This is a genomic window from Streptomyces sp. NPDC051133 (assembly GCF_040682635.1).
Taxonomy (GTDB): Bacteria; Actinomycetota; Actinomycetes; order Streptomycetales; family Streptomycetaceae; genus Streptomyces.
In genome coordinates, this window is sequence record NZ_JBFBBK010000037.1 from 16,329 (window position 1) to 28,966 (window position 12,638).

The 12,638-nt window shown below is 66.9% G+C and carries 13 protein-coding genes, 1 tRNA gene and 1 pseudogene; 12 read left to right on the forward strand and 3 right to left on the reverse strand.

Annotated features, from left to right (window positions below; genetic code table 11):
* The first annotated feature begins 71 nt into the window (after positions 1 to 71).
* Entirely contained in the window at positions 72 to 1,019 is a 948-nt protein-coding gene (locus tag AB0N17_RS31425) for a beta-ketoacyl-ACP synthase III (RefSeq protein ID WP_366014963.1), read from the forward strand.
* A gap of 210 nt (positions 1,020 to 1,229) precedes the next feature.
* Complete coding sequence (locus AB0N17_RS31430) at positions 1,230 to 1,907, forward strand: GntR family transcriptional regulator (protein ID WP_366015011.1); 678 nt, start codon at positions 1,230 to 1,232, stop codon at positions 1,905 to 1,907.
* A 55-nt stretch (positions 1,908 to 1,962) separates the two neighbouring features.
* Here the strand turns inward: AB0N17_RS31430 and AB0N17_RS31435 are convergent, their stop codons facing one another.
* Positions 1,963 to 3,162, reverse strand: coding sequence for a low temperature requirement protein A (locus AB0N17_RS31435; RefSeq protein WP_366014964.1), 1,200 nt, complete (start codon positions 3,160 to 3,162; stop codon positions 1,963 to 1,965).
* Between the two features lie 154 nt (positions 3,163 to 3,316).
* On the opposite strand from AB0N17_RS31435, the pseudogene AB0N17_RS31440 reads away from it, so the two are divergent.
* The 3 genes and pseudogenes from AB0N17_RS31440 to AB0N17_RS31450 form a co-directional block, all read left to right on the forward strand.
* Positions 3,317 to 3,839 (forward strand): annotated as a pseudogene (locus AB0N17_RS31440) (succinate--CoA ligase subunit alpha); the annotation flags it as partial.
* 176 nt (positions 3,840 to 4,015) lie between these two features.
* Positions 4,016 to 5,557 (forward strand): aldehyde dehydrogenase family protein, encoded by a 1,542-nt coding sequence (locus AB0N17_RS31445; RefSeq protein ID WP_366014965.1) that lies wholly within the window; start codon positions 4,016 to 4,018, stop codon positions 5,555 to 5,557.
* Positions 5,558 to 5,738: 181 nt separating this feature from the next.
* Positions 5,739 to 5,826: transfer RNA gene (locus AB0N17_RS31450), tRNA-Leu, on the forward strand.
* A gap of 88 nt (positions 5,827 to 5,914) precedes the next feature.
* Here the strand turns inward: AB0N17_RS31450 and AB0N17_RS31455 are convergent.
* Positions 5,915 to 7,186, reverse strand: a complete 1,272-nt coding sequence (locus AB0N17_RS31455; protein WP_366014966.1) for a tyrosine-type recombinase/integrase — start codon at positions 7,184 to 7,186, stop codon at positions 5,915 to 5,917.
* A 5-nt stretch (positions 7,187 to 7,191) separates the two neighbouring features.
* Positions 7,192 to 7,761 (reverse strand): hypothetical protein, encoded by a 570-nt coding sequence (locus AB0N17_RS31460; RefSeq protein ID WP_366014967.1) that lies wholly within the window; start codon positions 7,759 to 7,761, stop codon positions 7,192 to 7,194.
* Positions 7,762 to 7,942: 181 nt separating this feature from the next.
* Here AB0N17_RS31460 and AB0N17_RS31465 point away from each other — a divergent pair, with 181 nt between their 5' ends.
* The 7 genes from AB0N17_RS31465 to AB0N17_RS31495 all read left to right on the forward strand — a co-directional run bounded on the left by AB0N17_RS31465 (position 7,943) and on the right by AB0N17_RS31495 (position 12,630).
* Complete coding sequence (locus AB0N17_RS31465) at positions 7,943 to 8,101, forward strand: helix-turn-helix domain-containing protein (protein WP_366015012.1); 159 nt, start codon at positions 7,943 to 7,945, stop codon at positions 8,099 to 8,101.
* Positions 8,102 to 8,590: 489 nt separating this feature from the next.
* Positions 8,591 to 9,220 carry a hypothetical protein gene (locus tag AB0N17_RS31470; RefSeq protein ID WP_366014968.1) on the forward strand — a complete coding sequence of 210 codons (630 nt, stop codon included), beginning with the start codon at positions 8,591 to 8,593 and terminating at the stop codon, positions 9,218 to 9,220.
* 447 nt (positions 9,221 to 9,667) lie between these two features.
* Positions 9,668 to 9,940: a helix-turn-helix transcriptional regulator gene (locus AB0N17_RS31475; protein WP_366014969.1), complete on the forward strand. Its 273-nt coding sequence runs from the start codon at positions 9,668 to 9,670 to the stop codon at positions 9,938 to 9,940.
* The gene (locus tag AB0N17_RS31480; protein WP_366014970.1) at positions 9,933 to 10,103 is read left to right on the forward strand and encodes a hypothetical protein; all 171 of its coding nucleotides are present in this window, start codon (positions 9,933 to 9,935) and stop codon (positions 10,101 to 10,103) included. Before AB0N17_RS31475 ends, AB0N17_RS31480 begins: the two co-directional genes overlap by 8 nt.
* A gap of 15 nt (positions 10,104 to 10,118) precedes the next feature.
* On the forward strand, positions 10,119 to 10,829 hold the full coding sequence (locus AB0N17_RS31485) for a hypothetical protein (protein ID WP_366014971.1): 711 nt from the start codon (positions 10,119 to 10,121) through the stop codon (positions 10,827 to 10,829).
* Between the two features lie 150 nt (positions 10,830 to 10,979).
* Complete coding sequence (locus AB0N17_RS31490) at positions 10,980 to 11,312, forward strand: hypothetical protein (RefSeq protein WP_366014972.1); 333 nt, start codon at positions 10,980 to 10,982, stop codon at positions 11,310 to 11,312.
* Between the two features lie 553 nt (positions 11,313 to 11,865).
* A complete protein-coding gene (locus AB0N17_RS31495) occupies positions 11,866 to 12,630 on the forward strand; it encodes a histone-like nucleoid-structuring protein Lsr2 (protein WP_366014973.1) in 765 nt (254 codons plus the stop codon).
* Positions 12,631 to 12,638: the final 8 nt, after the last annotated feature.

Consider the following 12,638-nt stretch of genomic DNA (forward strand, 5'->3'; position numbering starts at 1 on the left):
CGTCGTACCCGCGAGTCACTGATCAGACTGATGGATCCCGCTACCCACGGCCACGAGGGGGATCTCCCGACATGAACGGCTCGCGCATCGCCGCCATCGGTCACTACCAGCCCGCCAGAGTGCTCACCAACGAAGACCTGGCGGACATGGTCGACACGAGCGACGAGTGGATCCGCAGCCGCGTCGGCATCCACACCCGGCACATCGCCGGACCCGACGAACCGGTCGACGAGCTGGCCGCGCACGCCGCCGCCAAGGCCCTCGCCGCCGCCGGACTGACCCCCGCGGACATCGACCTGGTCCTCGTCGCCACCTCCACCGCGATCGACCGCTCCCCGAACACCGCCGCCCGCGTCGCGGCACGCCTCGGCATCCCGCAGCCGGCCGCCATGGACATCAACGTGGTGTGCGCCGGGTTCACCCACGCGCTGGCCACCGCCGACCACACCGTCCGCGCCGGAGCGGCCACCCGGGCCTTGGTCATCGGCGCCGACAAGATGTCCGACGTCACCGACTGGACCGACCGCTCCACCTGCGTCCTGGTCGGCGACGGCGCCGGGGCCGCCGTCGTCGAGGCCTGCCCGCCGGGGCAGGAAGCCGGGATCGGGCCGGTGCTGTGGGGGTCGGTGCCGGAGATGGGGAACGCCGTGCGGATCGAGGGCACGCCGCCGCGGTTCGCGCAGGAGGGGCAGAGCGTCTACCGCTGGGCCACCACCCGGCTGCCGGCCATCGCCCGCCGCGTCTGCGAGAAGGCCGGCGTGGCCCCCGAGGAACTCGCCGGGGTCGTCCTGCACCAGGCCAACCTGCGCATCATCGAGCCGCTGGCGCAGAAGCTCGGTGCCGTCAACGCCGTGGTCGCCCGCGATGTCACCCGATCCGGCAACACCTCCGCCGCGAGCATCCCGCTCGCCTTCTCCAAGCTTCTGGAGCAGGGAGCGCTCTCCGGCGGCGATCCGGTGCTGCTGTTCGGGTTCGGCGGCAATCTGTCGTACGCCGGGCAGGTCGTACGGTGCCCCTGAGGCTGCTCAGCGGATCGGCCGGCGGCTCGGGCCGACAGGATCCGACCGACCGGATCCTGTGTACGACCAGCCTGCATTCCGTGTACCGCAGACCGGATTCTGCATACCGGTAGCGTGGATTCTGTGCACCGTAGGCTGTAGACGAAAAACAATCGATACTGGGCGGTGTCCGGCGTCCACGCGCCACACCTGTCCAGGAGGGGGACCGTGATGTTGTCGACCGGACTGCCGCAGGGGGCGGTGCCGAAGCTGGAACGCCCCGGGCCGCTGCGCGAACGCGTCTACGAGGCGCTCCTCGAACTCATCACCACCCGCGCCCTGCAGCCGGGCCAGCACCTGGTCGAGAGTGAACTCGCCGGGCATCTCGGCGTCTCCCGGCAGCCGGTGCGCGAGGCGTTGCAGCGGCTCAACACCGAGGGCTGGGTCGATCTGCGGCCCGCGCAGGGCGCGTTCGTGCACGAGCCGACCGAGGAGGAGGCCGACCAGCTGCTCACGGTGCGCACCCTGCTGGAGGCGGAGGCGGCCCGGCTGGCGGCGCTGCACACGGGCAAGGAGGGTGTCGACGCGCTCTACGACATCGTGGAGCAGGGCCGGCTGGCCGTGGCCGCCGACGACGTCACCCGGGCCGTCGCGCTGAACGCCGCCTTCCACGCCAAGGTCATGGAGCTGGCCGGCAACGCGGTTCTCGCCGAACTGGCCGCCCAGGTCGACCGTCGGGTCCGTTGGTACTACACCCCTGTGGCACGTCTGCGGGGCGGGACCGCCTGGACCGAGCACGCGGACCTGGTCCAGGCGATCAGTGACCACGACGAGCAGTTGGCCTCCCGGTTGATGCGCGAGCACACCGAGCACACCCGCCACTCCTACCACCACCGCAAGGCGTCCTGACGGCGGCGGCCCCCGGCAGCGGCCCCCTCAAGTCCCCGTCGGGTCCGGCCCTCCCTCAGCCGGCGGACGTTTCGGCCTCCGCCGGTGCCGGTGCCATTGCCGTTACGCACGCCCGGGACTCCACCGTCAGCATCCCCACCAACACCGCGACCAGGAGCAGCAGTTCACCGTAGGCGGGCAGGCGCACCGCGGGGGCGGCCGTGGCCAGGGCGAGCGCGGCGCCGACCGCCCGGTGGCGGACCGGACGCAGCGCCAGCGCCGACCGGAACGCCACGTCACCCGCCAGGAACAGCGCCACTCCGCCCGCCAGCGTCAACGCGGGCCCCGGGCCGGGGTGTTCTGCGAGATGACCGAGGGTCGTCTTGATGCCCGCCGCGAGGAAGGCGATGCCCAGCAGCATCGGCAGGAAGGCGTAGTAGTAGGCGTTCATCGCCAGGCGCCAGCGTGCGTGCGGCGGCGTCGCCCGGAACGCGGCCTCGGCCGCCTCCTCGTCCCGCACGAAGTACGTCCACCACAGCGCGACCGCCAGCGCCAGCGCCAGGAACGCGCCGGCGGACAGACCCGGGGTGAGCGGCAGGTCCCCGATGCCGACGCCGATGGAGATCACGGACTCGCCGAACGCGATGATCAGCAACAGCCCGTGCCGCTCCACGAAGTGGGCCGGGTCCAGGGCGCCCAGCTGCATCCGCAGCGTCGCGGGACTCCGACCGTCCCTGCGGCCCGGCCCGTGCTCGGCCACGACCGGCGTGACCACCTGCAGGACGATCGCGAGCAGCCACAGCCCGTCCGCGGCGAGCCCGTTCACCAGGCCGGCCCCGGTCACCGCCAGGGCGGCCAGCGCGTTGGTGACGCCGTACCAGAGGGAGTCCCAGCCGTGGCTGCGCGTGTACAGCGCGGTGTGCACCACCACGGCACCCAGGAAGCCCAGCCCGAAGACCACGCCGGTGTCCTCGAACACCCGCGGAATCGCCAGCGCGCACACCAGGAAGGCGCCCATGCCGAGCATCAGCAGCAGCCGCCGCGAAGGGCGGTCGGGCGGCACCTGGTTGGTGAGATAGGCGTAGGCGCCGTACATCCAGAACAGCACGACGAGGATCAGCGTCACCCGGCCGGCGGTGGCAAGGGTCAGGTCGTGCGCGAGCAGCACGGTCAGCTGGGTGAGCACGAAGACGAAGACCAGGTCGAAGAAGAGTTCCAGGGTGGTGACCCGGCGTCCCGGCTCCTCGGCCGCCGTGGCCGACGGCGTGGTGTGCATGCGGTGTTCCCCCTCCGGTGATCGGTGAGCCGATCGTAGAGGGGGTACCCGGGGCACCGGTCAGGGCGTCGGCCGCGGCTGCGCCGTCGTCGCGGACCGCCCTCCGCCGTCCCGGTCACGGTCGCCTTCACCGCCTACGCGAGGCGGCGGGGCCACCCGGATCATCGGCCCGAACTGCCCCGGCCTGATCACCCCCGGCCAGGCCGTCGCCGGCATCATCCCCGCCGACATCACCAAACCCGGCTCCGTCGGCCTGGTCTCCAAGTCGGGCACGCTCACGTACCAACTCAGGTACGAGCTGCGCGACATCGGCTTCTCGACATGCGTCGGCATCGGCGGGGACCCGGTCGTCGGAACGTCCCACATCGACTGCCTGGCCGCCTTCGAGGACGACCCCGACACCGAACTCGTCGTCCTCATCGGGGAGATCGGCGGCGACGCGGAGGAGCGGGCCGCCGCCTACATCCGCGACCACGTCACCAAGCCGGTCGTCGGCTACATCGCCGGCTTCACCGCTCCCGAGGGCCGGACCATGGGGCACGCGGGCGCGATCGTCTCCGGCTCGTACGGTACGGCGCGGGCGAAGCAGGGGGCGCTGGAGGCGGCCGGTGTCGGTCGGCAGGACCCCGACCGAGACGGCGGAACTCGTCCTCGCCCACCTGGCCCGCACACAGTGACTTCACTCATAGTCGGCGCACGGTGACTGTCGGCTTTCGTGACCCGTCGGTAACTTCACCACCCCGCAAGCACCTCGCCCCACCGAGGAGGCATCCCACCTGCCAGGGCAAGGCCCCCCGGGGCCCCTTGCCTTCCCTCGTTTCTCTCGTCCGTGCACCGAGAGCGGAGCAACCGAATGGCATCCACCCTCACCCTCAAAGCCAAAACGTCCTGGTCCCAGGCCTGGCAGCGCTGTCTCGCCGCCGCGCCCGAAGCCTTCCGGGACGACCGTGTCCTCAACCTCTGGGACGCCGCCTGGCACGCGGACGGCCGGGTGCTGCCCGCGACCAGCCCGGTCGACGGCAGCCCGGTCGCGGGCCCGCCCCGGCTGGACCGGGCCGTCGCCCGGCAGGCCGTACGGGCCTCGCTCGACCAGCACCGCGCCTGGCGGCACGTCCCGCTGGCCGAGCGCCGGGCGCGGGTCGCCGCCACCCTCGACGCCCTCACCGAACACCGTGAACTCCTGGCGCTGCTGCTCGTCTGGGAGATCGGCAAGCCCTGGCGGCTCGCCCAGGCGGACGTCGACCGGGCCATCGACGGGGTCCGCTGGTACGTGGACGGCATCGAGCCGATGATCGCCGGCCGGGCGCCGCTGGACGGCCCGGTGTCCAACATCGCGAGCTGGAACTACCCGATGAGCGTCCTCGCGCACGCGCTGCTGGTGCAGGCGCTCGCGGGCAACGCGGTCATCGCGAAGACCCCGACCGACGGCGGTGTCGCCTGCCTGACCCTCGCCTGCGCGCTCGCCGCCCGCGAGGGGGTGCCCGTCACCCTGTTAAGCGGCAGCGGCGGCGAGCTGTCCCCGGCACTGGTGCGGGCGCCCGAGATCGGCTGCGTCTCCTTCGTCGGCGGTCGTGACACCGGCGCGGCGGTGGCCACGGCCGTCGCCGACCTCGGCAAGCGGCACGTCCTGGAACAGGAGGGCCTGAACACCTGGGGCATCTGGAAGTACTCGGACTGGGACGCGCTCACCGCGGTCGTCCCCAAGCTCTTCGACTACGGCAAACAGCGCTGCACGGCCTACCCCCGCTTCGTGGTCCAGCGCGGCCTCTTCGACGCGTTCCTCGCGGCCTACCTGCCGGCGGTACGTGCGGTCCGGGTCGGCCACCCCCTGGCGGTGGAGCACGAGGACGACCCGTGCCCGGTGCTGGACTTCGGTCCGCTGATCAACGCGGCCAAGGCGAAGGAACTGCGCGACCAGGTGGCCGAGGCCGTCGACCGAGGCGCCGTCCCCCTCCACCGCGGCGACCCGGCCGACGCCCGCTTTCTGCCCGGCCAGGACACGTCGGCCTACGTCCAGCCCGTCACCCTTCTCGACCCGCCCCGCTCCTCCCCGCTCCACCACGCGGAACCCTTCGGCCCGGTCGACACCATCGTCCTGGTCGACACGGAGGCGGAACTGCTGGCCGCCATGAACGCGTCGAACGGCGCTCTCGTCGCCACCCTCTCGACGGACGACAGAGCCACGTTCGAGCGGCTGGCACCGCAGATCCGCGCCTTCAAGACCGGTCACGGCAAGCCCCGCTCCCGCGGCGACCGCGACGAACTGTTCGGCGGCTTCGGCGCCTCGTGGCGCGGGGCCTTCGTGGGCGGGGAGCTGCTGGTGCGGGCCGTCACCCAGGGCCCGGCGGGGGAGCGCCTGCCCGGCAACTTCCCGGAGTACCAGCTCATGCCCTGACCCGCGCACACGGCACACCGCGATCGTTCCGTCACCGTTCGTACGAGCCCCGGCCGGGGTGCCCCGCGGCGCCCCGGTCGCCGCCCGGGGACGGAATACGCAGGTGAAACGCACTCCGAAACCTTGGTATTGTTGTCCATGTCGCCGCGGGGAACGCCCCGCGCAAGGCGGCAGACACCTTGTCCGGGTGGCGGAATGGCAGACGCGCTAGCTTGAGGTGCTAGTGCCCTTTATCGGGCGTGGGGGTTCAAGTCCCCCCTCGGACACCAGCAGAGACCCCAGTTCACCTGGGGTTTTTCTGTTTCTCCGACTGTGGCGTGACCAACCACGTGACCAACAGCCTGGAGACTTCCCAGGTCAGACCAGGGATGACAGGCCGAGTCGGCCAGCACCGGAGGCGGCGAGCTTCCGCGCTCCGTCCTTACGAGAGTGGCCGTACTTGGCCATGGTGTAGCCCGGCGAGTGGTGCCGGACGTTCGCGGAGACCTCTACCGGGTTCTCTCCGGCCTCCAGATCGTTCGTGACCTTGCTGTGCCTCCAGTCGTGGATACGGAACTCCTCGGGGAGCTTCAGCCGCGTTCGCAGGGTCCGCCAGCGGGCGGATACCTTCTCCGGGTCCTGGGGGCCTCCGGCCTCGCCCCGGTAGAGCTTGAAGCCGTCACGGGCGAACACAAGGTCATGATCGACCCAGGCGGAGCCGAGACGTGCACGCTCGGCGTCCTGCCGCTCCTTCTGCCACTTCAGAACGTTCATGACGCTCTGGTCCACGTAGATCAGCGCGTTGTCGTCACCATCCTTGGTCAGCTTCCGGAGGCGGTAGGTGTTGCCCTCCTCGACCACGACCCAGCCCAGTTCGATGGCCCCCTCTTCCCAGTGGACGAGGGACCACTTCATCCCCAGTGCCTCACTGCGCCGCACACCGGTCGCGGCGTAGACGGTCCACAGCGGAGCGTCCCGGAGGCAGTGATGGGCCAGACCACCGTCACAGGCCCGGTTCCCGCAGGGCTCCCAGACGGTTGCCAGAAAGCGGGCCGTCTGGCCGTCGTCCACGGTGGGGTACTTCTGTTCCTGCGCCCGTATCTCCCGCGACGTGGGCGGGTGCGCAGTCGCTGCCGGGTTGGCGGGGATCAGCTTGGGCACAGCAGCCCCAAGAGCGCCGGACAGGATGTTGTGGACGTGCCGGACGCTCTTTGCACCGAGCGGCTTGCCCTTGTTGGTCGGGCACGGGGCCGTCTCCAGCAGCCGGTACAGATCATCAAGCGTGTCGTCGGTGACCTCACACAGCTTGACGCTGCCGATGTGCGGCTTGATGTGCAGACGGATCTTCGTCTCGTACCCGGCCACGGTCGTCCCCTCCTTCCTGAGATTCGACAGCCACTTGTCGAGCCAGTCACCCAGCTTCATGTCAGAGCGGGCCGCGATCTTGCCCGCCTCGTAGTTGCTGTGCCACTCCCGCAGCGCCTTCTCTGCTGCGGTCTTGGTCGGGTACTCCCGACCGATCCAGTAGCGCTCCTTCTGCCCTGTCGCCTTGTTGAAATGGAGCGGGGTGCGCACGCCCCAGGTGTTCGGTCTACCCTTGCGCGGGATCTCCACCGGAGTCCCCCCGAGCCCGTTACCGCGCTTCGCCACCGGCGTTACTGCTCCTTCCTGTTACTGGTCAACCAGTCGTTGAGGATCGACATCGCCTTGTCCGTGAGCTGCTTTCCATCCCACAGATCCAATTCCTTGGCGCGCTTGACGCGCTCAGACAAGGTGGCCTTGCCGACGCCCAGGCGTGCCGCCAACTCCCCCTGTGGGGCTGTCGTCCCTGTGGCCCTCATCCGGTCCAGTTCGGCGACGAGAAGCGTGTAGTCCTGTTCAGTGCGACAACGCGCCGGAACAGGCCACGGCTCGTTCATCGCTCGATCCTCCTGACTGGCCAGAGCCGCGCGGGCCTGAGCCTTGATCTCCGCAAGGGGGATCTGCCGGAGCAGGGATGCCGGGATGCCGTCCGTTTCCAGGGCCTGGTTCATGCCGCGTTCGATCTCTTCAGCGTCCCCGCCAACGGCCAGCCGGATGGACAGCTGTGAGGGCCCGTTGAAGGGCGCATGGACCGGGCAACGTGCAATGACCAGCCATGGTCCGTAGGTGCGCTTCCAGACCAGCTCTGAGCCCTCGCGCTGCCACTGCGGCGGTGGGCTGTTCTCCTCTGTTCGTGTAGTCACAACGTCGACGATAGCCGAGACCGAACATGCTGCACCAGGTTCGGAGGCGTGCCACACATCACGCGTTCCGAACTTGCTGCAAACGGTTCGCTTCAAGCCATACTGAGAGCAGGCCGGACGGCAACGGGTAGAAACGGCGACCCACCGGCCAAGAGGAGTGAATGAATTGATTCGACAGCTCATGACGGTCGATGACGTGGCGGCGCATCTGCGTAAGCCGCGATCGTGGGTGTACAGCAACTGGCGCCAGGAGGGCATCCCCTTCCGCAAGGTGGGTCAGTCCCTCCGGTGTCGTCCCACCGACCTTGACCGCTGGCTGGACGAGCAGGGGGCGAACTGATGAAGCTGCCAGTGCTTAGCCCCGCAGAGATCGCCCGAGCGGACGCCGACGCCGACGCAGGCCGGGGCGTTTTCCATCACTCCGTGCCGGGCTGCAACCCAGCGTTCTGCAACAAGGACCATCAGCGGAATCTCGTTGCGCTCGAAGTGACTTTGGCTGCGGCCGTTCAGTGGGTGTCGCGGGACTGAGGACCCCTTCGACCCTTTCGACTGGGAACCTCCCTGGGAGGTGTAGAGGCGCAGAGAAGCGGAGGAGCGTTCGAGGGAGGTCGCGGACACTTCCGCTCACCCTTCGTCTCCGCCGGCCAGCGCGGAGCGTGAGGAGAACTGGGAGAACATGACGACCCGACAAGCAGCGTGTCTGCCCGCGCTGCGGGCACAGACAACCGCCATCCGGACTGATCATCATTCCCACTGCCAGAACTGAAGAACTGTGAGAAGTGAACGCCCCCGAGGCAATCGGGGGCTTTTTGTTTCCTGAGAGGACTGCGTGACCAAGACGATCCTGCCGCTATGCGAAGGCGAACAGGTGGAGTTGGAGCGGCGTGCGAATGCACTGCTAGGGGCCGCTGACGAAGAGACATGGGAGACATGGCCGGGCCCCTGGCCGGAGAGGGAAGAGACGGAACTTGATCGAATAGCGGCGGCGCATACCGGAATGGTTCCTTTGAGCTGGGTTCCCATCGTGGCGGCACTGCCCAGCTTCGACCCGGACTTGAACCGTCGAGACCTGGAATCCCTCATGCAGGAGCGCCCCGGCAGGGAGCGCCCCGATCATTACGGCGAACTACTCTCCCTTCTTCTCCAAGCAGAGGAGTCCGGCGAGCAATACGGGTCCGGCTTCACAGTGGAGCGCCGAAGCTCTCCCCCAGATTCCTGCCAATGGCCCGGATGCCGAGAGCCGCTGTACGCCTCTCAGGCGCCACGAAAGCGCGGGCGCCCACGTAAGCACTGCCAGGCCCACCAAAAGGCCGCTAAGACGCGCAGGAAGGCTGATCAGCGCCGGGGGGTGCTGGTCGGCAGGAACCGCAACCTGGTCTATGACTTCGAGGGCCTGGAGGAGCAGGACCTATCCGGTTACCGGGAGCTGTGGGGCCAGATCAACACCACCGGGAGGTGACAGCAGCGGGCCGCTTCAGGGCGGCCCCTGTCTGTGTCGCATTTATTCAGAGCAGTGGAGGAGCGATCCTCTGGGGCCATGCACACTCGGCGGTGTGCCTCTGGCACGGCTTAGCGGCCGGGCAGTTCCCAAGTCGTTACGGGGCTCTGCGGATACCTCCCTGTGAGGGGGACAACGTAGAGAAACACTCCTCCCTTGCTTCCTGCTGGTCTCATTCACAGTGGGGGGTAAGGGGGGCAGTGTCTTCTCTTGCGTTGTCCTCTTGTGAGGTGTAGGGCCGCCCCAAAAGCGGCCCTCTTCACTGAAGGATTCTCAGTCAGTAAGGAGAATTCAGACCAAGTGGAGTGATAGTCACCTGCGTGACGGCACTGGATTTTGTCACTTCTCAACCGGCCAGGGCCCGGCATTTTGCTCTTCTTGTTACTCACTCGAATGCTTGGAGGAATCATGTATGACCCCGAGAAGGGAAAATCTCGACGTCTGAGTCTGGGAATCACCGTCAAGGAGCTGGCCGATCGAATCGGTTGCAGCACCCAGGCTGTCTACCAGTGGGAACGTGGCGAGCGTAAGCCGAGCCTGACTACGTTTGTGGTCATTGCTCATCACCTCAGGATTCCGATTGCTTCCCTGGTCGAACAGGCCGGAGGGGATGAAAACTCAGCGCGAGCGATTCAGCTTGCCGAGATTCACCGCATAGCCAAGGAGAAGAACCATGAATGATGACCCGATGCGCGCAATGATCCGAGACGAAATCCTGAAGGCGATGCAGGAGGCCAGGCCCGCACAATACACGCGGGACGATCTCTCTCGCATGACGCCGGAGCAGATTGCCCAGGCCCGACGCGCGGGGCATTTTGACGACCTGATGTTCGGCCATAACTGAAACCCAAGGAGACCCATGCCCATCATTCACCGAGGATTTAACCTGTCGGCATTCCAGCTCTCTGACGAGACTCTGGAACTGATCCGCAAGCGCGACTCGCTGGAGGAACGCCACCGCAAGAACAGAATGGAGAATGCGGACTGTGCTCGCCAGTACATCGACGACAGCCACGGCCGCGCGTCACGTGATTACTACGTTCCCGCCTTGCGGAAGGCTGATAAGGAACTCAGGGAGCAGGAGATGCAGGCCGTAGCCGATGGCCGACCGCTTCCTGATCGGGATGAGTATCTGGCCGAGGTCCGTTCCAGGATCAAGGAGTATGAGCGGGTAGAGCCTGCCCTGGCCCGTGCTGTGGAGCAGGCCGAGTCCGCAGTAACGGATGCCATTGTGAAGGAACTGCCGGAGCTGGCTCACCAGGGGTTCGAGCAGTCTGAGCGGGCGCTGAAGCAGTACCGGGCCGCAATCGCCAAGGCGGAAGCGGCACGCGCACAGTTGGCAGGCAGCGTCAGCCGCTTTCTGTGGGCTACAACTGGCGGAGAGTTGACTCGGCCCAAGTGGCGTGGATTCTCTGGCGCCCTGGGCGAAGAGGTGAACGCCTGGCGGACCACTTCGGATGGTCGGCTCACTTTCGACAGCGCCAAGGATCTGGGCCTGATCGACCAGTACCGAGGCAACCGGGCTGAGTTCGGAGACTTCGTCGCACCACCCGAGGAAGATGCCGCCTGACAATTGCTGCTGAATCGGCGGTTTCCCGGTTCCTGATCCTGGATTTGTTCGGGCCCTCGTCAGCGGGAGCCCGGTTTTCCTCACCACCTGTCGATCACACGGCTCAGCCGGCCGTGACTGTCCGTTTTTCCCGGAGGAAGCATGCCGAAAATGCGTAACCCGAACTCACCGCACTCCCGATACAAGGGCCTGGACGTGCTGCCGAACGACCACGGGCTTCCTGTTCCTGACCTGCCCTCGGCACGGGAATGGTCTGAGGCCGAACGCGAGCAATGGCAGCAATGGTGGAGCTGTCCGCAGTCCGCGCGCTGGGATGAGTCCTACGTCCCGACTGTGGCGGTCATGCTGACCTATTACGGCAAGATCCTAGATGGCACTGCCACCCGCGACCATCTGACCGAATACCGGCAATTGGCTACATCCCTTGGCCTGACCGCTGACGGCATGAAGCGGCTGGGCTGGGCCTTTGAGGGAGACGAGTGAGCAGACGAGCGGCCAAGGCGGGAGCGGCTGGAGCCCACGACGGTATACACCGCCCCGGTCATGAGTGCCCATGGTCTGAGCCGCAGTGCTCGGCCTGCATCGAGGAGTTCGCTATTCACATCGGTTGGCAGGCGACCGGAAAAGTGAAGCCATGGGATGACGAACTGGAGCACCAGCCGAAGAAGTGTCATGTGTGCCACCAGATGTGAACTGCTGTGCTTGGGGATTTGATTGGCGAACGCGGTGGCAGAAACCCGCCCCCGGCGGGTCCGCATAAAGGAATTCAAGGTATTACCCCCAGGTGCTGACTGGCCGTCAGATATACCTCTGACCTGCGACGATGTGCTTTCCATTACTCTCCGATTTCTCTCGTCACTCGGAATTCAAGTTATCGGAACGTTATTGGTATTCCCGGAATTCGCGCCCGTATTTGATAAGGTGGATACATCGCTTCACAGGGAACGAAATGTGGAGCGGTGGTCGCGCTGATGAGCTTATTCCAGCGGACTGACTTCTACTGTCCGGCCTTATCTATTCCTGGGGGCTATTCGCCATGCGCAAAACGGTTCTTGTCCCGGTCGAGTACACCTTTTGCGATGCTCACATTGCGCGGGACGGTTCTGAGGTAGAGGCCACGTCATCGCTGACGCTAGGGAAGGACACATGGCACCTGTGCTTGGAGCATGACGTCACATTCGGTCGCTACCTCTGCGATGCGTTGGGTGCTCCGTCTGAGAATGAGGTCACACCGACTGAGCCTGAATCCGCACCGGTCGTTGAACCTGTCTCGGAGCCGGAGCCGGAGCCGGAGCCGGAGCCGGAGCCGGAGCCGGAGCCGGAAGCGGCCCCCGTGGCTGAGTCCGACCCTGCGTCGGTTCGATCCGTGATGATCGCGGGGGAAGTGCCTGGCTATGACTGGGAGTCGGCCCGTGACGCGGTACGGAACGCTGGCTATGAGGTAGTCGGACGCGCGGACAGTTCTACGGTTCTGCTGATTCTTGGAGAGGGAGGCGACCGGAACGGTACGAAGCTGCGCGGCGCTTCCGAGCGCTCCATTGCTGTGATGGACGTGCGGAAGCCCGGCCGGTTCCGTGACGCGATTCGGTCCGGTGAGTTGGTCGGTGGTGACCCGCTTCCGGAACCTGCCAAGGTGGACCGTTCCGGGATGAGCGAGCGTGAGCGGAACCGTGCCGTACGCGCGTGGGCACGAGAGAACGGCTACACAGTCCCTACGAAGGGACGCATCCCGATGCATGTGCGGCACGCCTACGAACTGACGCACAAGGAAGTGTCGGAGGGAAAAGCGGTAGCGGCCTGAGTGCCGCG

Coding starts and splice junctions, on each gene's coding strand:
- AB0N17_RS31465 (WP_366015012.1), top strand. CDS start 7,943: ATGACGGTCGATGACGTGGCGGCGCATCTGCGTAAGCCGCGATCGTGG.
- AB0N17_RS31495 (WP_366014973.1), top strand. CDS start 11,866: ATGCGCAAAACGGTTCTTGTCCCGGTCGAGTACACCTTTTGCGATGCT.
- AB0N17_RS31435 (WP_366014964.1), bottom strand. CDS start 3,162: ATGCACACCACGCCGTCGGCCACGGCGGCCGAGGAGCCGGGACGCCGG.
- AB0N17_RS31480 (WP_366014970.1), top strand. CDS start 9,933: ATGAATGATGACCCGATGCGCGCAATGATCCGAGACGAAATCCTGAAG.
- AB0N17_RS31445 (WP_366014965.1), top strand. CDS start 4,016: ATGGCATCCACCCTCACCCTCAAAGCCAAAACGTCCTGGTCCCAGGCC.
- AB0N17_RS31485 (WP_366014971.1), top strand. CDS start 10,119: ATGCCCATCATTCACCGAGGATTTAACCTGTCGGCATTCCAGCTCTCT.
- AB0N17_RS31425 (WP_366014963.1), top strand. CDS start 72: ATGAACGGCTCGCGCATCGCCGCCATCGGTCACTACCAGCCCGCCAGA.
- AB0N17_RS31475 (WP_366014969.1), top strand. CDS start 9,668: ATGTATGACCCCGAGAAGGGAAAATCTCGACGTCTGAGTCTGGGAATC.
- AB0N17_RS31490 (WP_366014972.1), top strand. CDS start 10,980: ATGCGTAACCCGAACTCACCGCACTCCCGATACAAGGGCCTGGACGTG.
- AB0N17_RS31430 (WP_366015011.1), top strand. CDS start 1,230: ATGTTGTCGACCGGACTGCCGCAGGGGGCGGTGCCGAAGCTGGAACGC.